This is a genomic window from Zavarzinia marina, assembly GCF_021568905.1.
In the GTDB taxonomy this organism is placed as follows: Bacteria; Pseudomonadota; Alphaproteobacteria; order Zavarziniales; family Zavarziniaceae; genus Zavarzinia; species Zavarzinia marina.
The window spans coordinates 61,221-80,032 of sequence record NZ_JAKGSB010000001.1 but is presented as its reverse complement, the minus strand read 5'-3'; the positions used below and the strand labels follow the sequence as shown (position 1 = coordinate 80,032).

The 18,812-nt window shown below is 68.9% G+C and carries 22 protein-coding genes; 12 read left to right on the top strand and 10 right to left on the bottom strand.

The annotated features are described in order from the left end of the window. Positions 1 to 10: 10 nt before the first annotated feature. From L2U69_RS00360 to mce, 3 genes are all read left to right on the top strand, one after another. The gene (locus tag L2U69_RS00360) at positions 11 to 418 is read left to right on the top strand and encodes a DUF4149 domain-containing protein (RefSeq protein ID WP_236104363.1); all 408 of its coding nucleotides are present in this window, start codon (positions 11 to 13) and stop codon (positions 416 to 418) included. A 63-nt stretch (positions 419 to 481) separates the two neighbouring features. Beyond that, positions 482 to 1,030 (top strand): glutathione peroxidase, encoded by a 549-nt coding sequence (locus tag L2U69_RS00355; RefSeq protein ID WP_236104362.1) that lies wholly within the window; start codon positions 482 to 484, stop codon positions 1,028 to 1,030. Between the two features lie 80 nt (positions 1,031 to 1,110). After that, positions 1,111 to 1,533, top strand: a complete 423-nt coding sequence (gene mce, locus L2U69_RS00350; protein ID WP_236104361.1) for a methylmalonyl-CoA epimerase — start codon at positions 1,111 to 1,113, stop codon at positions 1,531 to 1,533. A gap of 125 nt (positions 1,534 to 1,658) precedes the next feature. On the opposite strand, the gene L2U69_RS00345 is transcribed toward mce, so the two are convergent. The 6 genes from L2U69_RS00345 to L2U69_RS19080 all read right to left on the bottom strand — a co-directional run bounded on the left by L2U69_RS00345 (position 1,659) and on the right by L2U69_RS19080 (position 6,703). Beyond that, a complete protein-coding gene (locus L2U69_RS00345; RefSeq protein WP_236104360.1) occupies positions 1,659 to 2,756 on the bottom strand; it encodes a WD40 repeat domain-containing protein in 1,098 nt (365 codons plus the stop codon). Continuing rightward, the gene (locus L2U69_RS00340; RefSeq protein WP_236104359.1) at positions 2,746 to 3,708 is read right to left on the bottom strand and encodes a CobW family GTP-binding protein; all 963 of its coding nucleotides are present in this window, start codon (positions 3,706 to 3,708) and stop codon (positions 2,746 to 2,748) included. Before L2U69_RS00340 ends, L2U69_RS00345 begins: the two co-directional genes overlap by 11 nt. Positions 3,709 to 3,725: 17 nt before the next feature. Continuing rightward, the gene (locus tag L2U69_RS00335) at positions 3,726 to 4,739 is read right to left on the bottom strand and encodes a metal ABC transporter substrate-binding protein (RefSeq protein WP_236104358.1); all 1,014 of its coding nucleotides are present in this window, start codon (positions 4,737 to 4,739) and stop codon (positions 3,726 to 3,728) included. A 2-nt stretch (positions 4,740 to 4,741) separates the two neighbouring features. Then, positions 4,742 to 5,614, bottom strand: coding sequence for a metal ABC transporter permease (locus L2U69_RS00330; RefSeq protein WP_236104357.1), 873 nt, complete (start codon positions 5,612 to 5,614; stop codon positions 4,742 to 4,744). 196 nt (positions 5,615 to 5,810) lie between these two features. Further along, positions 5,811 to 6,590, bottom strand: a complete 780-nt coding sequence (aztA, locus tag L2U69_RS00325; protein ID WP_236104356.1) for a zinc ABC transporter ATP-binding protein AztA — start codon at positions 6,588 to 6,590, stop codon at positions 5,811 to 5,813. Further along, on the bottom strand, positions 6,575 to 6,703 hold the full coding sequence (locus tag L2U69_RS19080; protein ID WP_268967194.1) for a hypothetical protein: 129 nt from the start codon (positions 6,701 to 6,703) through the stop codon (positions 6,575 to 6,577). The genes aztA and L2U69_RS19080 overlap by 16 nt, the downstream gene beginning before the upstream one ends. A gap of 187 nt (positions 6,704 to 6,890) precedes the next feature. On the opposite strand from L2U69_RS19080, the gene L2U69_RS00320 reads away from it, so the two are divergent. The 8 genes from L2U69_RS00320 (at position 6,891) to L2U69_RS00285 (ending at position 13,855) form a co-directional block, all read left to right on the top strand. Continuing rightward, positions 6,891 to 7,367 (top strand): Tat pathway signal sequence domain protein, encoded by a 477-nt coding sequence (locus tag L2U69_RS00320; protein ID WP_236104355.1) that lies wholly within the window; start codon positions 6,891 to 6,893, stop codon positions 7,365 to 7,367. Positions 7,368 to 7,511: 144 nt separating this feature from the next. Further along, entirely contained in the window at positions 7,512 to 7,808 is a 297-nt protein-coding gene (locus L2U69_RS00315; protein WP_236104354.1) for a DUF2849 domain-containing protein, read from the top strand. Between the two features lie 11 nt (positions 7,809 to 7,819). Beyond that, on the top strand, positions 7,820 to 9,475 hold the full coding sequence (locus L2U69_RS00310; protein ID WP_236104353.1) for a nitrite/sulfite reductase: 1,656 nt from the start codon (positions 7,820 to 7,822) through the stop codon (positions 9,473 to 9,475). Then, positions 9,462 to 9,950 (top strand): DUF934 domain-containing protein, encoded by a 489-nt coding sequence (locus L2U69_RS00305; protein ID WP_236104352.1) that lies wholly within the window; start codon positions 9,462 to 9,464, stop codon positions 9,948 to 9,950. Before L2U69_RS00310 ends, L2U69_RS00305 begins: the two co-directional genes overlap by 14 nt. A 121-nt stretch (positions 9,951 to 10,071) precedes the next feature. Further along, a complete protein-coding gene (locus L2U69_RS00300) occupies positions 10,072 to 10,770 on the top strand; it encodes an HAD family hydrolase (protein WP_236104351.1) in 699 nt (232 codons plus the stop codon). Between the two features lie 127 nt (positions 10,771 to 10,897). Further along, entirely contained in the window at positions 10,898 to 12,133 is a 1,236-nt protein-coding gene (locus tag L2U69_RS00295; RefSeq protein ID WP_236104350.1) for an aminotransferase class V-fold PLP-dependent enzyme, read from the top strand. 13 nt (positions 12,134 to 12,146) lie between these two features. Further along, entirely contained in the window at positions 12,147 to 12,611 is a 465-nt protein-coding gene (locus tag L2U69_RS00290) for an iron-sulfur cluster assembly scaffold protein (RefSeq protein WP_236104349.1), read from the top strand. Further along, positions 12,611 to 13,855: an MgtC/SapB family protein gene (locus L2U69_RS00285; RefSeq protein WP_236104348.1), complete on the top strand. Its 1,245-nt coding sequence runs from the start codon at positions 12,611 to 12,613 to the stop codon at positions 13,853 to 13,855. The genes L2U69_RS00290 and L2U69_RS00285 overlap by 1 nt, the downstream gene beginning before the upstream one ends. Here L2U69_RS00285 and L2U69_RS00280 read toward each other — a convergent pair. The 3 genes from L2U69_RS00280 to L2U69_RS00270 form a co-directional block, all read right to left on the bottom strand. Continuing rightward, complete coding sequence (locus L2U69_RS00280) at positions 13,852 to 14,727, bottom strand: universal stress protein (RefSeq protein ID WP_236104347.1); 876 nt, start codon at positions 14,725 to 14,727, stop codon at positions 13,852 to 13,854. The two genes, L2U69_RS00285 and L2U69_RS00280, sit on opposite strands and share 4 nt — an antisense overlap. 96 nt (positions 14,728 to 14,823) lie before the next feature. Further along, positions 14,824 to 15,276 carry a hypothetical protein gene (locus L2U69_RS00275; protein WP_236104346.1) on the bottom strand — a complete coding sequence of 151 codons (453 nt, stop codon included), beginning with the start codon at positions 15,274 to 15,276 and terminating at the stop codon, positions 14,824 to 14,826. 65 nt (positions 15,277 to 15,341) lie between these two features. After that, positions 15,342 to 16,127 (bottom strand): Crp/Fnr family transcriptional regulator, encoded by a 786-nt coding sequence (locus L2U69_RS00270; protein WP_236104345.1) that lies wholly within the window; start codon positions 16,125 to 16,127, stop codon positions 15,342 to 15,344. A gap of 115 nt (positions 16,128 to 16,242) precedes the next feature. Here L2U69_RS00270 and L2U69_RS00265 point away from each other — a divergent pair, with 115 nt between their 5' ends. Further along, a complete protein-coding gene (locus L2U69_RS00265; protein ID WP_236105712.1) occupies positions 16,243 to 17,724 on the top strand; it encodes a bifunctional aminoglycoside phosphotransferase/ATP-binding protein in 1,482 nt (493 codons plus the stop codon). A gap of 3 nt (positions 17,725 to 17,727) precedes the next feature. Here the strand turns inward: L2U69_RS00265 and L2U69_RS00260 are convergent, their stop codons facing one another. Continuing rightward, positions 17,728 to 18,717 carry a zinc-dependent alcohol dehydrogenase family protein gene (locus L2U69_RS00260; RefSeq protein ID WP_236104344.1) on the bottom strand — a complete coding sequence of 330 codons (990 nt, stop codon included), beginning with the start codon at positions 18,715 to 18,717 and terminating at the stop codon, positions 17,728 to 17,730. Between the last annotated feature and the right edge of the window lie 95 nt (positions 18,718 to 18,812).

Here is an 18,812-nt window from a genome sequence, read left to right as displayed (position 1 = left end):
GAACCCCGCCATGATGACCCTTGCCGGTCTGCTGGCCACCCTGGCCTTCGGGGGCATGGCCATGTACAGCTTCGTCATCGCGCCCCTGGTCTTCGCCAAACTGCCGCTGGACCAGGCCGGGCGCTTCATGCGCGACGCCTTCGCCATCTATTACCCCGTGATGGCCGCCCTGACCGGGCTCGGCGCCATGGTGGCGCCGCCGTTCTGGACCGCCGCCCTGCTCGGCCTCGTGTGTATCGGCTTTCTCCTCGCCCATCTGCTGCTCCGGCCCGAGGTCAATCGTCTCTCCGACCTGAAGGCGTCGGGCGACGCCGAGGCGATCGGCGCCTTCCGCCGCCTGCACGGGCTCAGCCAGGCGCTCAATCTGGCGCAATTCCTGGTGCTGCTGTTCGTCGTTTTCCGCATCGTGAACCATTGAGGCTTGCGCCGGCCGGCGCGACGCCCATCTCTGATGCAGGAACCGCCACCGGGAACAGAGACCATGCGCAAAACCCTTGCCGCCGCCGCGACCTGCCTCGCCCTTCTCGTGGCGCCCGTCGCGGCCCTGGCCGAGACCGCCTTCGACTTCACCTTCAAGAAGCTGGACGGCGGCGAATTGCCCCTCGCCGCCTATGAGGGCAAGGCGCTGCTGGTCGTCAATACCGCCTCCTTCTGCGGCTTCACCGGTCAATACGAAGGCCTGGTGAAACTCTGGACCACCTATCGCGACCGGGGCCTGGTGGTGGTCGGCGTGCCTTCCAACGATTTCAACCAGGAGCCGGGCAGCGCGGCGGAGATCAAGGAATTCTGCGAGCTGACCTATGGCGTCGATTTCCCGATGGCCGACAAGACCCGGGTCACCGGCACCGAGGCCCATCCCTTCTACCGCTGGGCCGCGACGACATTCGGCGCCGACCGGGTGCCGACCTGGAATTTCCACAAATATGTCGTCTCGCCCGAGGGGCAGATCGTCGGCTCCTATTCGAGCCTGACCGGCCCGACCTCCGAGGGCTTGGTCGAGACCATCGAAATGGTGTTGCCGAAGCCCTGATTTCACTTGGCAGCGGGTAGGGCTTTTGCTTCTCTCCCGCCCACGAACAACGTCACAGCCTTGTAACCGGAGGTTCCCCCATGATCGGCAAGCTGAACCATGTCGGCGTCGCCACCCCCTCGATCGAGGATTCGGTCGCCATGTACCGCGACCTGCTCGGCGCCACCAGGATCCACGACAAGTTCGCCATGCCCGAACAGGGCGTCTGGGTCTGCTTCGTCGACCTGCCGAATTCGCAGATCGAACTGATCGAGCCCTATGACGACAAATCGCCGATCAAGAATTTCCTGGCGAAGAACCCGGCCGGCGGCCAGCACCATGTCTGCTTCGAGGTGAAGGACATCATCGCCGCCCGCGACGAGATGGTGGCCAAGGGCGCCACCGTGCTCGGCAACGGCGAGCCGCGCATCGGCGCCCACGGCGTGCCCATCATCTTCATCCACCCGAAGAACACCGGCGGCGTGCTGGTCGAACTGATGCAGGAGCCCGGCGCGGGGCACTGACGCCCGGCACCCCCGCCCGTCGTCCCGGCGAAGGCCGGGACCTCCCCCAAGAAAGGGCGACTTCTCGTCGAAAGATCCCGGCCTTCGCCGGGATGACGAGGATGGAAGATGCGGAAGCGGCGCCGTCAGCGCCGCTTCTTCTGTTTCTTCTGCTCGGCCGCCGCAACCTTCAGGTCCTCGAGGTCGACGACGAAAAGCTCGCCGTCCTCGGTCGGCATGAAGAGCGAGCCGCCATCGCCGCTCCAGGCGAGGCCGGACGGCAGGCCGCCGCCGACTTCCTTCAGCAGCACCTGCCCCTCGACCGCGAAACGGCCCATTTCGATCCGTCCATCCTCGAAGGCGGCGGCGACCACCGGCAGGGTCGGATGAGCGGCGACATGGGTCGCCAGGAATTCCTCGGAACCGCCGAACTGATGGGGCGGGCGGCCCATGGGGCCCTTGCCGATGAAGTCCCAGGACGTGACATAGGGACTGCCGGCGCAGGACAGCCAGCGTTCGTCCGCCGACCAGGAGAAGCTCTTCACCTTGGCGGCATAGCCCGACATGCGCATGTCGATGCCGTCCTCGACGCGCCAGCCGTGCAATTCCTTGTCCTGGGTGCCGGTGACGACGAAACGCCCGTCCGGACTCCAGGTCAGGGAGACATGGGAGCCCTTCCACGGCAGCACCTTCGGCGTGCCGCTCAGGCCTCCCGTGAACCACAGGGTGACGCCGCCATAATGCGCCACACCGACCCGCTTGCCCTTCGGATTGAAGGCGACGCCGGTGATGGTGGTGGCGACCGGCGGGGCGGCGCCCAGCGCCTTGCCCTCGGCATCGAAAAGCCGAAGCGTCTTGGCGCAGGCGACACCGATCACGCCGCTGGCGGGGGCGGCCGCGACGGCCCCGACCCATTCGCGGCCCGGCGCCACAAGTTCGGTGATGGAACCCCCGACATCGATCAGCACGGCGCGGCCATCGTCCCCGCCGGAAACGAAGCCGCCCCTGGGCCCGGCGCACAGCGCCTGGGAAACGCCGTCGTGAACCTCGACGGCCTTCAGATCGACCGGTTCCGCCTGTTGGCCGAGGGCGATGCGCCCGTCGTCGAGGGCGAGGGCGATGGTGCCGTCGGCGCCGAGCGCCAGCGCCAGGATGCCGGCCTCCTGCGGGAAGCAGGCGACCCGGCTCGGATGCAGGCGATCGGCGTAGACCTCGTCCTGGAAATCACCGAAATCAGGCTGCACGACAGGCCTCGAAACCGGCGGCCAGCGCCTTTTCGTCCAGGTTGCGGCCGATGAAGACGAGGCGGCTGATGCGCGGATCGTCCGGTGCCCAGGGCTTGCGATAGTCGCCGTCCAGCAGCATGTGCACGCCCTGGAAGACGAATTGGTCGTTCTGCCCGGCGAACGACAGGATCCCCTTGGAGCGCAGGATGTCCGGCCCCTGGGTCTGCAGGATATGGGAGATCCAGCGGTTGAACTTGTTCTCGTCCAGCGCGTCGATCGCGGTCAGCGAGATCGAGCCGATGTCGTCGTTGTGGCTGTGGACATGGCCGGCCGCCAGGAATTCCGGCTCGAACTCGAGAATGCGGTCGAGATCGAAGGCACCCCGGTCCAGCACCTTGTCGAGATCGATCGCGCTGTTCCTGGTGCGGTGGATTTCGGCGGCCGGATTGATGGTGCGGATGCGCGCCTCGATCCGGTCGAGATCGGCGCCGGTCGCGAGATCGGTCTTGTTCAGGAGGATGACGTCGGCGAAGGCGATCTGCTCGCGCGCTTCCTTGCTGTCGTCGAGGCGCGCCTCGATGTTGCGGGCATCGACCACGGTCACCACGGCATCGAGCTTGGCCTTGGCCTGCACGTCCTCGTCGACGAAGAAGGTCTGGGCCACGGGCGCCGGATCGGCGAGCCCGGTGGTCTCGATCAGGATGGCGTCGAACTTGCCCTTGCGGCGCATCAGGCCCGAGAGAATGCGGATCAGGTCCCCGCGCACGGTGCAGCAGATGCAGCCGTTGTTCATCTCGAACACTTCCTCGTCGGTCTCGACGACGAGGTCGTTGTCGATGCCGATCTCGCCGAACTCGTTGACGACGACGGCGTATTTCTTGCCGTGCTGCTCGGTCAGGATGCGGTTGAGAAGGGTCGTCTTGCCGGCGCCCAGATAGCCGGTCAGGACGGTGACGGGAACCCGATCCATCGGTACTCACTCCATGGTCATGACCCCAGCGCTTCGGCCAGGGCCGCGAGATTGTGCTCGAACATGGCAATATAGGTAGAGGCGGGCCCGGATGCATCAGAGAGTGCGTCGGAATAGAGCGTGCCGCCGATACGGGCCCCGGTTTCGTCGGCGATCTGCTTGATCAGGCGCGGATCGGTGACGTTCTCGAGGAAGACGGCCGGCGCCTTCGCCGCCTTGATCTGCTCGATCAGTTCGGCGACGCCCTTGGCCGAGGCTTCGGATTCGGTCGAGACGCCCTGAGGCGCCAGCACTTCGAGGCCGTAGGCATCCGCGAAATAGCCGAAGGCATCATGGCTGGTGATGATCTTGCGCCGCTCCGGCGGCAGGGCGGCGATCGCGCCCTTCACCTTGGCGTCGAGCGCCGTCAGCTTCGCCTTATAGGCATCGGCATTGGCCCGATAGACCGCGGCATCCGCCGGATCGGCCGCGATCAGGGCCGCGGTGATATTGTCGACGTAGATCACGGCATTGCCGATGCTCTGCCAGGCGTGGGGGTCGATGTCGCCATGGTGGTGGTGGCCGTGCTCCGCCTCGGCGTGCTCCTCGTGCTCCTCCCCATCGTGTTCGTGATCGTCGTCGGCGTGCATCTCTTCGCCGTCGTGATCGTGATCATGGTCTTCGCCGGCGTGTTCCTCGTGTTCCTCGCCCTCGTCCATCTTTCGGGGCGTGACGCCGGTGCTGGCGACCGCGACCTGGCCGTCGTAACCGGCGGATTCCGCCAGACGCTCCATCCAGCCCTCGAAGCCGAGGCCGTTGACGATGACGAGATCGGCCGCCGCGACCGCCTTGGCGTCGCGCGGGCTGGGCTGGAAGACATGGGCGTCGCCGTCCGGGCCGACCAGGGTGGTCAGCGCGATCCTGTCGCCGCCGACATTGGCGACCATGTCGCCGAGGATCGAGAAGGACGCCACCACCTTCAAGGGTTCGTCCGCGAGCGCAGGGGTCGCGGCCAGAAGGCTGAGGGCCACGAGGGTCGAACGCAGTGACATGATCAAGCCTCCAGATGGCGGCGCGGCAGGGCGCGCCAGAAGATGCCGCCTTCGGTGCCGAAGACGATGGAACCGACGTAGAAGACGCCGGCGGTGATGACGATGGCGGGCCCCGACGGCAGATCGAGGTGATAGGAGACGAGGAGCCCGAGCCAGCCCGATGCCATGGCAACGCCGATCGCGACCGCCGACATGGTCCAGACCTGCCCGGCCCAGAAGCGGCTGGCCGCCGCCGGCAGCATCATCAGGCCGACCGCCATCAGCGTGCCGAGAGCCTGGAAGCCGGCGACCAGATTGACCACGACGAGCACCAGGAAGACGACGTGGAACAGGGATCCGCCGCCGCCGACCGCGCGCAGGAAGCCGGGATCGAAACATTCGACGATCAGCGGGCGATAGATCAGCGCCAGCACGAAGAGGCTGAGGGTGGCGATGGCGGCGACCGTCAGCAGGGAGGCGTCGTCGACCGCCAGAATCGTGCCGAAGAGGACATGCAGCAGATCGACGTTGGAGCCCCGGGTCGAGACGATCAGCACGCCGAGACTGAGGGAGATCAGGTAGAAGCCGGCGAAGCTGGCGTCCTCACGCAGGTTCGTGGTCCGGGTGACGAGACCCGAGAGCAGCGCCACCGACAGACCGGCCACCAGCCCGCCGAGGCCCATGGCCCAGATGTTGAGGCCGAAGAAGAGAAAGCCGACGGCGGCACCCGGCAGCACGGCATGGCTCATGGCGTCGCCGATCAGGCTCATGCGCCGGAGCATCAGGAGCACGCCGACGGGCCCGCAGCCGAGCGCCAGGGCGAAACAGGCGACAAGGGCACGGCGCATGAAGGCATAGTCGGCGAAGGGTTCGAACAGCAGGGACCAGAGGGTCATGACGAAGCCCCCTCTCCCGCCGCCGGCGTCGTCCCAGACTCGTCGTCCCGGCGAAGGCCGGGACCTTGCGACGAGATGGCACCGAGGCCCACGCCCACGAGATTCCGGCCTTCGCCGGAATGACGACGGGCGGAGGTATGACGACGGGGGGAGGTATGACGATGGGTGGAGGAACGACGGTCCGACATGATCCCGCTCACGCGCTTCGGCGCGCGGGTTCGCAGACCGCGGCGTCCTCGTGCCAATTCTCGGACATCTGGCGGGCGCGCAGCAGATGTTCCGCCGTCAGGCAATCGGCGGTCGGACCGGCGGCGATCAGGTCGCGGGCCAGCAGCACCGTGGCCGGGAAATGGCGGCGCACCTGGTCCATGTCGTGCAGGACGGCGACCACCGTGCGGCCCTCGCCATGCCAGCGCTCGACGAGGTCGATGAGATCGGCGGTGGTGCGGGCATCGATGGCGTTGAAGGGTTCGTCCAGCAGGATCACCCGCGCGTCCTGGAGCAACAGGCGGGCGAAGAGCACGCGCTGGAACTGCCCGACCGAGAGGGAGCCGATGGCGCGGTCCTCGAAGCCTTCGAGACCGACGGCCGACATCGCCTCGCCGACCTGGCGGCGCATGGCGCCGGTCAGGGTGCCCAGAATGCCGACGCGGCGCCAATGGCCGAGCGCCACCGTATCCGCGACGGTGATCGGGAAGGAACGGTCGATTTCCGCCTGCTGGGGCAGATAGGCGATGTCGGCGCGGGTCAGGCCGCCGGCCGACACCCTGCCTTCCGCCGGCTTCAAGAGTCCGACCAGGGTCTTGATCAGGGTCGACTTGCCCGCCCCGTTGGGGCCGACCACCGCCGTCAGCGAGCCCGGCTCGAACCGGCAGGAGACGTGATGCACCGCCGGATGGCGGTCGTAGGCGACCGTCAGATTCTCGACCGCGATCGCGGGCGCCTCGCCGCGATGCATGGTCACGCGAGCGCCCATGCCACGGCCCCCCACAGCGCGACGGCGAGGCCGAGCGCGACGACGAGACGGGTGCCGGCTCCGAGCGTGAGGACGGTGGGCGGCGGCTGATGCATGACGAGATCCCGGTTCATTCAAGAAACGTTATAACATCACACATCGAGGCGCGGTCAAGCACGGGTCGCGGTCGGGGTCACAGGTTTTCGTGATCGGCATATTCCGGCCGTGGTCATTTGCCTGCATTCTTGCGCCCGGGTGGAGGACGCTTCATGCTCCGCCCCGTTCGCTTCGAATACGCGCGAGGACAGCATGAGAGTCACCATGTCCGGCACCGGCCGCCGTGTCACCGCCCTTCTGGCCCCCGCCCTCTTCGGCATCGCGGCCCTCGGCGCCAGTGCCCGGGCGCAGGAAGCCGAGGCGCCCGGAACCCCGGCCGCCGAGGAAGCGCCCGCTCCGATCTCGATCGAGCTGAACAAGCTGGAAGCCCAGGACGGGGCCTGCCGCGCCTATCTCGTGCTGGTCAACCCGGCCGGGCCCGACATCACCGACCTCAAGCTCGACCTCATCCTGTTCAATCAGGACCAGGTGATCGAACGGCGCATCGCCGTCGGCCTGTCGCCCCTGCCGACCGGCAAGACCACGGTGAAACTGTTCGACATACAGGGCCAGGACTGCGGCCGCGTCGGCAGCGTGCTGATCAACGAAGTCATGGCCTGCAGCGGTGCCGACGGCGAAATCCCCGACTGCACCAAGCGCATAGCCCCGACCTCCCGCGTCGACGCCAAACTCTTCAAGTGAGGAAATCCGCGGGTTTGCGGGGCATCCGGGCCTTGGCCAATTTGAACAAGATTATTGCGTTATATATTTGATTATCCCGTTCTTTCTTGATCTAAATGGGGATTGGGCGTATCACCGTCCCACCTGACAACAGGTCGGACGGCGATGAAGGTATTCACGGCAAACAGACTGAGCGACGGCGCGGTGGTGTACATCGGCGATGGCGAAACCTGGGTCGAGACCCTGGATGCGGCCCGCGTCGTGACCGATGCCGAGGGCGAGGCCGCGCTCGACGCCACGGCCAAGGCGGCCGTGAAGGCGCGGCTCGTGGTCGGCGCCTATCCGATGCCCGTGACCGTCGAGGACGGGACCATTCGCCCCGACAGCGTGCGCGAGCGCATCCGCGCCGCCGGCCCCTCGAACCGCACCGATCTCGGCAAGCAGGCCGAAATGGGCCGCTGAGAGTATCCGCCATGTATCGTTACGATGAATTCGACCAGACCGCCGTCAACGAACGGGTGGTCCAGTTCAGGGGCCAGGTGGAACGCCGCCTGAAGGGCCTGATGACCGAGGAACAGTTCAAGCCGCTTCGGCTGATGAACGGCCTCTATCTCCAGCTCCATGCATATATGCTGCGGGTCGCCATCCCCTATGGCACGCTATCGTCGGCGCAGATGCGGATGCTGGCCCATGTCGCGCGGAAATACGACAAGGGCTACGGCCATTTCACCACGCGCCAGAACATCCAGTACAATTGGCCGCGCCTGGTCGACACCCCGGCCATCCTGGAAGACCTGGCCACCGTGCAGATGCACGGCATCCAGACTTCGGGCAACTGCATCCGCAACGTGACCTCCGATCCCTTCGCCGGCGCCGCCGCCGACGAGGTGGAGGACCCCCGCCCCTGGTGCGAGATCATCCGGCAATGGTCGACCTTCCACCCGGAATTCATGTATCTGCCGCGCAAGTTCAAGATCGCCGTCGTCGCCTCCGAGCGCGACCGCGCCGCGATCAAGCTGCACGACATCGGCATCCGCGTGGTCCGGAACGAGGCGGGCGAGACCGGCTTCGAGTTCTGGATCGGCGGCGGCATGGGCCGCACCCCGATCATCGCCAAGAAGATCAAGGACTTCGTGCCGAAGGCTGATCTTCTGGATTACGCGACCGCCTGCCTGCGCGTCTACAACGCCCTCGGCCGGCGCGACAATATCTACAAGGCGCGGATCAAGATCCTGGTCCACGAGATGGGCCTCGACAAATTCGCCGAGGCGGTGGAGGCGGAATTCGCCCGCACGCGCGGCACGGTGAAACTGCCGGAGGCGGAGATCGCCCGCATCCAGGCCTATTTCGCGCTGCCCGCCTTCGCCGACCTGCCCGCGCGCTCGACCGCTTTCGAGGCCAGGAAATTCGAGGATCGCGCCTTCCGCGACTTCGTGCGCACCAACGTCCGCGCCCACAAGGCGCCGGGCCATGCCATCGTCTCCATCTCCCTGAAGGCGGACGGCGTCGCGCCGGGCGACGCGTCGGCGGAACAGATGGACCTGGTCGCCGATCTGGCCGAGCGCTACGCCCACGGCGAGATCCGCGTGACCCACGAGCAGAACCTCGTGCTGCCCCATGTCCCGCTGGACGACGTCTACGACGTCTGGACGGCGCTGAAGGCGGCGGGCCTCGGCACCGCCAACATCGGCCTCGTCTCCGACATCATCTGCTGCCCCGGTCTCGATTATTGCGATCTGGCCAATGCCCGCTCGATCCCGGTCGCCGAGGCGATCCAGCGCCGTTTCGCCGATCTCGAGCGCCAGCACGCCATCGGCGACCTGAAGATCAAGATGTCGGGCTGCATCAATGCCTGCGGCCACCACCATGTCGGCCATATCGGCATTCTCGGCGTCGACAAGCACGGACAGGAGCTCTACCAGCTCCAGCTCGGCGGCTCGGGGGCGGAGGATGCCTCGCTGGCCAAACTCACCGGCGCGGGCTTCCCGCCGGATCGTATCGTCGACGCGGTCGAAACCGTCGTGGAGACCTATCTGAGCCTTCGCGACGGCGACGACGAAAGCTTCCTGGCCTGCTACCGCCGCGTCGGTATGGCCCCGTTCAAGGCTGCGCTCTATGAAGCTCGTTAAGGAAGGCGCCCCGGCCGCCGACGCCTGGACCCATGTCGACGACGACGGCGAGCTGCCGGACGGCGCCGCCGTCATCGTCTCGCTGGCCCGCTTCAAGGCCGATCGCGACGCCCTGATGGGCCGGAACGCGCCGCTGGGCCTGCGCCTGCAGTCCCACGAGCCGCCGGCGGACGTGGCCGAGGACCTGACCCGTTTCGAGGTCGTCGCCCTGGAGTTCCCGGTGTTCCGCGACGGGCGCGGCTACACCCACGCCGTCCAGCTTCGCCAGCGCTTCGGCTTCGACGGCGAGGTGCGCGCCGTCGGGGACGTGCTCTGGGACCAGATTCCGAATATGCTGCGCTGTGGCGTCGACGCCTTCGAGGTGGCCGACGATTTCCCGCTCGAAGCCTTCGAGGAGGCGCGCACCGTGTTCACCAATGTCTATCAGCCCGACGTCAGCGGTCGCCCGACCGTGTTCGAACTGCGCCATGGCTGACGCTGGCACCGATCGGGGCGGCATTCGCGCCCCGGTCTGGGTCACCGCCCTGGTGCTGCTCGGCCTCGGCGCGATCTGGCTGCTGATCGCCTGAGCAAAGGCGGCTATGCTTCCCGCCGCCATGCCGAATCTCCTCGTCATCCTCGACATCGACGGCACGCTGATCCGCTCCACCCGGGTGGACGACGGCGTGATCGCCGCCGCCTGGGCCGATCTCCACGGCCATGCCATCGACACAAACTGGTCGCGCTACCGGACCTCGACCGACCGGGGAATCGCCCGCGAAATCCTGGGCGAACGCCTGAACCGCCCCTCGGACGACGGTGCCATCACCCAGGTCGAGGATGCGATCCTCGGGCGCTACCCCGCCGACCTCCGCCTCGAACAGATGCCCGGCGCCCAGCGCCTCGTCTCCACGCTCCGCGCCCTGCCCGGGGTCGGCGTCGCCATCGCCAGCGGCAGTTTTCCCCGCACCGCGCGCCTCAAGCTCGGCGCCTCCGGGCTTCATGTCGATCAGGTGCCCAAGGCCTTCAGCGACGCCCATGACGAACGCGCCGGCGTGATCGAGGCGGCGACACGCCTTGCCTGCGCCGAGCACGCCATCGCCGCCTTTGCCGCCCGTGTCTATGTCGGCGACGGCGTCTGGGATCTCGCCGCCGCCCGCAGTCTCGGCATCGGCTTCGTCGGCATCGGCGATGGTGCCGCCGCCGAGCGCCTGCGCGCCGCCGGCGCCACTCGCGTGCTGCCCGATTTCGCCGATCTGCAACGCGCCCTCGACACGATCTTCACCGCCGCCCTGGTGCGCGAGGAAGCGGCGTGAATACGCCCCCGGCAGCCCCCCTCACCCCAGCCCTCTCCCCCCTGAAGGGGGGCGAGGGAGTCGATGCGGTGCGCGGGCCGGCCCCCTCGCCCCTTCGGGGAGAGGGATGGGGTGAGGGGGGCGCGTGATGCCCGCCGTATTCTCTCCCGCCCTGCTCCGCGCCGAATACCCGATCCTGGCCGAGGACCTGGCGCCCGGCGTGCCCCTGCATTACCTCGACAATGGTGCCACGGGGCAGATGCCGCGCGCGGTGCTCGATTCCGTGATCGCCCATGAGACGCGGTCCCGCGCCAACGTGAAGCGCAGTGTCCATACCCTCGCCGAACGGGCCACCAATGCCTATGACGCGGCAAGGGACGCGGTGGCGGATTATCTGAACGTCGACGCCCGCGATCTGGTGCTGACGCCCGGCTGCACCATGGCGATCAATCTGGTCGCCCACAGTTACGGCAGCCTGCTGAGCGAAGGCGACGGGATCGCCGTCAGCACCCTCGAACATCACGCCAACATGGTGCCCTGGCAGATGCTGGCGGCGCGCAGGGGCCTGCGCCTCGTGCCCCTGCCGATGACGCCGGACGGCCGGCTGGACATGGCGGCCCTGCCCGGCCTTCTGGACGGGGTGAAGCTGGTCGCGGTCACCCATGCCTCCAACGTCACCGGCGCCATCACGCCGGTTGCCGCGGTTGCGGCGCTGGCCCATGCGGCGGGCGCCGTGGTGCTGGTCGACGGCGCGCAGATGGCGCCCCATGGCCCCGTGGACGTGCCCGCGCTGGGCTGCGATTTCTACGCGCTTTCGGGCCACAAGCTGGGCGCGCCCAACGGCATCGGCGCGCTCTGGGGCCGGCGCGACCTGCTGGCCGCCATGCCGCCGTTCCTGGGCGGCGGCGAGATGATCCGTTCCGTCCGCTTCGAGGCTTCGACCTATGCCCGCCCGCCCCAGCGCTTCGAGGCCGGCACGCCGCCCATCGGCCCCGCCGTCGGCCTGGGCGCCGCCTGCCGCTTCCATGCCGCGATCGACCACGCGGCGGCGAATGCCCATCTGATGGACCTGACCGGGCGCCTGATCGACGGGCTGAAGGCGCGCTGCGGGAACCGGCTGCGGCTGATCGGGCCGGACGACCTGGCCGAGCGCCTGCCGCTGGTCTCCTTCATCGTCGAGGGCACGCATCCCCACGATATCTGCCAGATCCTGGACCGGCGCGGCGTCGCCCTTCGCGGCGGCCATCATTGCGCCCAGGTTCTGCACGAGGCTTTCGGGGTCGCCGGCTCGGCCCGGGCCTCCCTCGCCGCCTTCAACGACCGGGGCGACATCGACGCCTGCCTTGCCGGTATCGAGGACGCCATGAAGGTTCTTCTGCCCTGAAGGTTCTTCCATTATGACCGACGACCTCTATCCCAGGGACATGCTGCGTGCCGCGACGGATATCGCCCACGCCGGCAGCCTGCCGGCGCCGGACGGCAGCGCCACCCTCGACAATCCCTTCTGCGGCGACCGGGTCGCCTTCGACGTCACCCTGGACGACGGGCGCCGCATCCGCGCGCTGCGCCATCGGGTCCAGGCCTGCGTGCTGTGTCAGGCGAGCGCGAGCCTGCTGTCGGCCGCCGCCGCCGGCATGGATGCGGAACAGATCGCCGCCATGGGCGACGACCTTCTGGCGGCCATGAAGAAGGGCGAGGCGCCGCTTTTGCCGGACCACCCGGGCTTCGATCTCTTCGCCAGTACCAGCAAGCACCGCGCGCGTTTCGCCTGCGTGCTGCTGCCCTTCGAGACCCTGGAAGCGGCGGCGCGGGACGCGGCCGAAAGGAAGGCCGGCGAAGCCGGCGGAAAGGCGTCCGCCTGATGGATCCCCTGTCGTCCGTCGGCGATCTCGCCATCGCGTTCGGCTGCGGCGCCGTCATCGGTTTCGAGCGCGGCTGGAAGCGCCGCGACGATGCCGAGGGCAGCCGCGTCGCCGGCATCCGCACCTTCAGCCTGATCGGCCTGATCGGCGGCGTCGCCGGCCTTGCCGGACCCGGCTGGCCCCTGGCGGCGGCGGTGGTCGCGGTCGCCGGCCTTCTCGGCCTCGGCTATTGGCGCGAGGCGAGCGCGGACGGCGATCTCAGCCTGACCACGGTCATCGCCGGCGTGCTGGCGGTGCTGCTGGGCGGGGCCGCGACCCTCGGCCATCCGTTGCCGGCGGCCATGGCGGCGGTGGTCGCCACCGTGCTGCTGTCCGCCAAGCCCTTCACCCACAGCCTGCTGCGGCGGATCGATGCCCAGGAGATGCTGGCGGCCCTGCGCCTCCTGCTGATTTCGGTGGTCGTGCTGCCGGTGCTGCCGAACCAGGGCTATGGCCCCTACGGCGCCCTCAATCCCTTCGAGATGTGGCTGATGGTGGTCGCCATCGCCGGCCTCTCCTTCGTCGGCTATGTCGCGGTTCGGCTGGGCGGGGCGCGGCGCGGCGTGCTCTTCGCCGGGGTCTTCGGCGGCCTCGTCTCCTCGACCGCCACCACCCTGGCGCTGGCGCGCATGGCGAAGGCGGCGGCGGAGATCGCGCCGGCCGCCGCCGCCGGCGCGGTCGCCGCCTGGGTCGTCATGTGCGCCCGGGTGGTGCTGATCGTCCATGTCCTCGACCCCGCCCTCGGGATCGCGCTGCTGCCGGCGATCGGCGCCATGGCCGGGGTCGGCGTCCTGCTGGTCCTGTGGTTCCTGCGGCTGCGGCACGAGGGCGACGACCACCGCGCCCATCCGGCCCAGAACCCGTTCGAGATCGGCAATGCGCTGCGCTTCGCCGTGCTGCTCGGCGTGATCATGCTCTTGAGCCGCTGGGTCGAGGACCGCTTCGGCACCTCGGGGCTGGAGGTGCTGGCGGTGATTTCGGGCGTGGCGGACGTCGACGCCATCACGCTGTCGATCGCCAGCGGCGATACCGGGGCCGGCATCGGCCTCGGCGCCGCGGCCCGGGTGATCGTGATCGCCGCGGTCACCAACAACCTGGTGAAGGCCGGTCTCGGCGCCTATGCCGGCGGGCGGGCGCTGGCCACCCGCCTCGTCCCCGCCGCCCTCTTGATGACCGGGGCGGCGGCGGCGGTCGTGCTGCTTTAGTGAGCGAGCAGGACGGGGACCGGCGCCCCGTCCAGGATCTCCTGGGTCAGGCCGCCCAGCAGATATTCGCGCACCCGGCTGTGGGTATAGGCCCCCATGACGATCATGTCGGCCTCGCGCTGGATGACCCGGTCGAACAGCGCCTTCGACAGCAGATAGCCCTCGGTCGCGATGTCGGACGTCCGCGCCTCGACACCATGGCCGCCCAGATAGGCGGCGACGGCGGCGAGCCCTTCCCGGTCGACCTTGCCGTCGAACGTGACGATGTCGACGCTGTCCGCCGCCTTCAGCACGGGCAGCGCCGCCGCCAGGGCGCGCGTCGCCTCGAGGCTGGCGTTCCAGGCGATCACCACGCGCTTCGGGGCCGCGGCCGCGGCCGCCGTCTCCTCGATGCCCGGAACGATGAGCACGGGATGGCCGCTGGCCCAGAGCGCGCCTGAAAGACTGTCACTTTCCCCGCGCGAAACGGCGGCGGGGGTTCTGGCGATCACCGTGACGTCGGCGAGCCGCCCACGCGCGCCGACCAGGCGTTCGGGCGCGCCGATCATGGTCGAGAAGACGACGGAGAGCCCGGCCTTCCGCTCGCGCGGGACATCGGCCATGCCGGCCTCGACCAGGGTTTCCTCGACCATGGCCTTGATCTCGCCCTTCAGTTCCTCGCCCGCCTGCTGGGCCTGGGTGATCAGTTCGGGGGCGAAGGCGACGCCGGAGAGGCCGTCGAACACCGGCGGCAGCACAAGGGCCGGATCGACCTGGGGATGGAACACGTCGACATGGGCGTCCATCTCGCGCGCGAGGCCGAGAGCGTGGCGAAGGGCGGGACGGGCGGTCTTGGGCCGTTCGACCGGCACCAGGATGGTCTTGAAGGACATGGACGGACCTCGGGTTCGTTTCGAGGGGCGGCTGCCCCGTTTGATCGGCGCGCCTCATGGGCCTGCGGCGCTATCGCGCCTCGATGGCTTGCGGCGCTATCGCGCCTCGATGGTCTGGGCGCTGTGGCCGACCATGAGGCGCCCGGCGTCGTGCCAGGCATGATCCGAGAGCAGCGTCGTCAACCAGGCCGAATCGTTCGGCACGGCGAAGACGATATCACCACATTGCCGGGCACGGGCAACCGCGCGCATGGCATCGACGAGGGCCAGCGCCGCGCGCTCGGGAAACAGCAGTTCGAGGACCGCGAGGGCGTTCACCACCAGTTCGCGCCCGCCCGAAATGGCGGGCAGCAGGCAATAGGTGGCAAGGCCGCGGATATAGCCGTCGCGTTCCGCGATCACGATGCCGCAGTCGTCGTCCTTGGCGAAGCGGGCCGCCGTCCGGCGCCAGGTGCCGAGGTCGGGCACCGCGAGACAGGCGTGAGCGAGCGGAAACGCTTCGTCCACATGATCCGCCGTCAATGGTGTCACCTGATATGCCGAAGCCATTTCCGGTCTCTCCCTGCCGTGCCCGAAACGCTAGCGGGCGTGCGGGGAATATGCCTTGAGGTGGATCAAGCGATGCTGTCGAAGGCGAGTTCGCCCCGCTCGTCGATGCCGGCGATGTCCTCCAGCGCCTCGAGATCCAGGATTTCGACCGCGTGATTGCCCTTGAGCGCGATCACCCTGTCGGTCTTCAACTGGGTGAAGCTGCGGCTGACGGTCTCGGTGGTCAGACCCAGATAGTCGGCGATGTCGCCCCTCGTCATGGGCAGGTCGACCGGATTGCCGGGGCGTCCGCGCCGGACCGCCCGGTCGGACAATGTCAGCAGGAAGGAGGCGATCCGCTCCCGCGCGGTCTTTCGGCCCAGCAGCACCATCTGATCCTGCGCCGCCATCAGTTCGTTCATGGCGAGGCCCAGCATCTGGCGCTCGATCTTCGGCAGTTCGTTGAACAGGCCGCGCAACTGCGGGCGCTGGAAACGGCAGAAGGTGACGGGCGTCACCGCCGTCGCGCTATAGGCATAGGCGCCGCCCCGCGACAGGCCGAGGAAGTCGCCCGCCATCATGAAGCCGGTGATCTGGCAGCGCCCGTCCGGCAGCAGCTTGAACACCTTCACCGTGCCGGCGGTCAGGTTGAACAGGTCGTCCGCCGGCGCGCCCTCCTCGATGAAGGTGGTGCCGGCCTCGACGCGCTGGTTCGACATGATGGCGGCCAGACGCTCCAGCTCGTGGGGTTCCAGCGCGTTGCACATGTTGAAGGCGCGGGCCTCGCACAGGTCGCAGGTATGCGCGTCGGGATGCTGGCGGCGGTGCGCCGCGCCCCTGCAATTCGCCGTTTCCTGCACGCGATCCCGCATTTCAGATCCACATCCCGATCACAATCCGATGCTAGATGTCCAGAGACCGGGGCGACAATCCTTGACCTGGATCAATGCAAGGCCCGAAGGGCGGGGAGTATCGGCGTTGAATTCGATGCATGACGAGATCATCGCCTTCCTGGCCGACCCGGCGACCCACGGCGGCGCCCCCGTCCGGCGAATCGACACCTCCTGCGCCCATGTCTTCCTGGCGGGCGAACGGGCCTTCAAGATCAAGCGCCCGGTCGACCTCGGCTATCTGAACTTCGCCACCATGGCCCGGCGCGAGGCCGCCTGCGCCGCCGAATTGCGCCTGAACCGGATGACCGCGCCCGAACTCTATCTGGGCCTGTCCCACGTCACGCGCGCGGCGGACGGCACGCTCGCCCTCGACGGTCCGGGGGAAGCGGTGGAGCCGGTCGTGGTCATGCGCCGCTTTCCCGACGATGCCCTGGCGACGACCGCGCTCGCCGACGGGCGGATCGATGCCGCCATGATCGCCGACCTGGGGCTGCGCCTCGCCCGCTTCCACCGGGACTGCCCGGTGCCGCCGATCGGGCCGCGGCCGGCATCCCGCCTGCTGGAGTCCTGCCTCGCGCCCATTCGCGCCATGGCCGACGTGGTGCCGGCCGCACGCCTGACGGCGCTGGTCGAGCGCCTGGTGCCGGCCTTCGAGGAAGCCGACCGGCACGTCACCGAGCGCGCGGCCCAGGGCTGGTGGCGGCGCTTCCACGGCGATCTCCACCTCGGCAACATCGCCTTGATCGACGGCCGCCTGGTGCCCTTCGACGCCCTCGAATTCGACGATGCGCTGGCGACCGGGGATGTGCTCTACGATCTCGCCTTCCTGGTCATGGATCTCGGCCGGCGCGACCGTCCCGACCTGGCCCTGAGCCTGTTCGAGAGCTATGGCGGTCATGGGCCGGGCGGGGCGCGGCTGATGCCCGCCTTCGTCGCGCTGCGCGCCGCGATCCGCGCCTTCGTCGCCCATGCCGCCTGGCACGGGGCACCGAAGGGCACGGAGGCGCCGACCGCCGAGATCGGGAATTTGCTTGCGATCGCCGAAGCGGCGCTGAGCCCGGCGCCGCCCCGGCTGATCGCCGTCGGCGGCCTGTCGGGCACCGGCAAGACCACCGTCGCCCGGGCCCTGGCGCCCCATGTCGGACTGGTGCCGGGCGCGCTCCACCTTCGCACCGACGTGATCCGGAAGCGCCTCGGCGGGGTTGCCGAGACCGAGCGCCTGCCGCCCGAAGCCTATACGCCCGACGCCTCGGACCGCGTCTATGCCGCGATGGCGGCGGCCGCGCGCGCCGGTCTCGCCGAGGGGCGGAGCGTGATCGTCGACGCGGTCTTCGCCAGACCCGGCGAACGGGCCGACATCGCCGCGCTGTGGCCCGATTTCACCGGGATCTGGCTGGACCTGCCCCTCGACGCGCGGCAGGCGCGGATCGGCGGGCGGCGCGACGATGCCTCCGACGCCACGGCCGAGGTCGCGGCCCGGCAGGAGTCCTACGACCTGGGCCCGATCGACTGGCACCGGCTTCCCGCCGGCGGCCCGATCGCCGATCTGGCGGCGGCGGCGCGCCGCCTTCTTTAGGTCTCAGGGAACGAGAACCGCGGCCCCCTGAAGCCGCCCGGTGCGGAGATCGCCCAGCGCCTCGTTCGCGCGATGCAGGGGATAGGGCACGCTGGCCGCATGGAGCGGAATTTCGGCCGCGAGCGCCATGAAGGCTTCACCGTCGGCCCGGGTCAGATTGGCGACGGAGCGGAGCACGCGCTCGTGCCACAGGATCTCGTAGGGGAAGGCAGGGATCTCGCTCATGTGGATGCCGCCGCAGACGACGGTGCCGCCCTTGTCGACCTGGGACAGCGCCAGCGGCACGAGATTGCCGACCGGCGCGAAGATCAGGGCGGCGTCCAGCACCTCGGGCGGTGCCTGACCCGACTCCCCGGCCCAGACCGCGCCGAGGCCGCGGGCGAAATCCTGCGCGGCGCGGTCGCCGGGCCTGGTGAAGGCGAAGACCCTCTGCCCCTTGGCGACGGCGATCTGGGCGATCAGGTGGGCGGCGGCGCCGAAGCCGTAGATACCCAGGGTTTCCGCCGGCCCCGCCATGGCCCAGGTGCGATAGCCGATGAGCCCGGCGCAGAGCAGCGGCGCCGCCGAAACATCGTCGTAGCGGTCGGGAATGGGCAGGACGAAATCGGCTTCGGCCACCACTTCCTCGGCATAGCCGCCGTCGACCGTATAGCCGGTGAAACGGGCCTCGGCGCAGAGATTCTCCTGACCCCGGCGGCAATAGCGGCACGCCCCGCAAGCCCAGGCCAGCCAGGGAACGCCGACCCGGTCGCCCGTCTTCCAGCGTGCGACGCCGGGTCCGCATTCGGCGACGCGGCCGACGATCTCGTGCCCCGGCACGACCGCCCCCTTGCGGTCCGGCAGTTCGCCGTCGACCAGATGGAGGTCGGTGCGGCAGACACCGCAGGCCGCGACCCTGATCCTGATCTGGCCGGGCGCGAGGGGCGGCGACGCCCGGTCGCAGCGGATCAGGGGGCGGCCGGCCTGTTCCGACACCATCGCGCGATACGTCATGCGCCGCCCTCTCGCCTCCGCCCTGCCACCCGGTCGACAGTGATCGTCACTGGCGGGTCGCCGCAACTGCATTTTGGGATGAGCGCGGTCGATCC

Coding starts and splice junctions, on each gene's coding strand:
- L2U69_RS00360 (WP_236104363.1), top strand. CDS start 11: ATGATGACCCTTGCCGGTCTGCTGGCCACCCTGGCCTTCGGGGGCATG.
- L2U69_RS00355 (WP_236104362.1), top strand. CDS start 482: ATGCGCAAAACCCTTGCCGCCGCCGCGACCTGCCTCGCCCTTCTCGTG.
- mce (WP_236104361.1), top strand. CDS start 1,111: ATGATCGGCAAGCTGAACCATGTCGGCGTCGCCACCCCCTCGATCGAG.
- L2U69_RS00340 (WP_236104359.1), bottom strand. CDS start 3,708: ATGGATCGGGTTCCCGTCACCGTCCTGACCGGCTATCTGGGCGCCGGC.
- L2U69_RS00335 (WP_236104358.1), bottom strand. CDS start 4,739: ATGTCACTGCGTTCGACCCTCGTGGCCCTCAGCCTTCTGGCCGCGACC.
- L2U69_RS00330 (WP_236104357.1), bottom strand. CDS start 5,614: ATGACCCTCTGGTCCCTGCTGTTCGAACCCTTCGCCGACTATGCCTTC.
- aztA (WP_236104356.1), bottom strand. CDS start 6,590: ATGGGCGCTCGCGTGACCATGCATCGCGGCGAGGCGCCCGCGATCGCG.
- L2U69_RS19080 (WP_268967194.1), bottom strand. CDS start 6,703: ATGAACCGGGATCTCGTCATGCATCAGCCGCCGCCCACCGTCCTCACG.
- L2U69_RS00320 (WP_236104355.1), top strand. CDS start 6,891: ATGTCCGGCACCGGCCGCCGTGTCACCGCCCTTCTGGCCCCCGCCCTC.
- L2U69_RS00315 (WP_236104354.1), top strand. CDS start 7,512: ATGAAGGTATTCACGGCAAACAGACTGAGCGACGGCGCGGTGGTGTAC.
- L2U69_RS00310 (WP_236104353.1), top strand. CDS start 7,820: ATGTATCGTTACGATGAATTCGACCAGACCGCCGTCAACGAACGGGTG.
- L2U69_RS00305 (WP_236104352.1), top strand. CDS start 9,462: ATGAAGCTCGTTAAGGAAGGCGCCCCGGCCGCCGACGCCTGGACCCAT.
- L2U69_RS00300 (WP_236104351.1), top strand. CDS start 10,072: ATGCCGAATCTCCTCGTCATCCTCGACATCGACGGCACGCTGATCCGC.
- L2U69_RS00295 (WP_236104350.1), top strand. CDS start 10,898: ATGCCCGCCGTATTCTCTCCCGCCCTGCTCCGCGCCGAATACCCGATC.
- L2U69_RS00290 (WP_236104349.1), top strand. CDS start 12,147: ATGACCGACGACCTCTATCCCAGGGACATGCTGCGTGCCGCGACGGAT.
- L2U69_RS00285 (WP_236104348.1), top strand. CDS start 12,611: ATGGATCCCCTGTCGTCCGTCGGCGATCTCGCCATCGCGTTCGGCTGC.
- L2U69_RS00280 (WP_236104347.1), bottom strand. CDS start 14,727: ATGTCCTTCAAGACCATCCTGGTGCCGGTCGAACGGCCCAAGACCGCC.
- L2U69_RS00275 (WP_236104346.1), bottom strand. CDS start 15,276: ATGGCTTCGGCATATCAGGTGACACCATTGACGGCGGATCATGTGGAC.
- L2U69_RS00270 (WP_236104345.1), bottom strand. CDS start 16,127: ATGCGGGATCGCGTGCAGGAAACGGCGAATTGCAGGGGCGCGGCGCAC.
- L2U69_RS00265 (WP_236105712.1), top strand. CDS start 16,243: ATGCATGACGAGATCATCGCCTTCCTGGCCGACCCGGCGACCCACGGC.
- L2U69_RS00260 (WP_236104344.1), bottom strand. CDS start 18,717: ATGACGTATCGCGCGATGGTGTCGGAACAGGCCGGCCGCCCCCTGATC.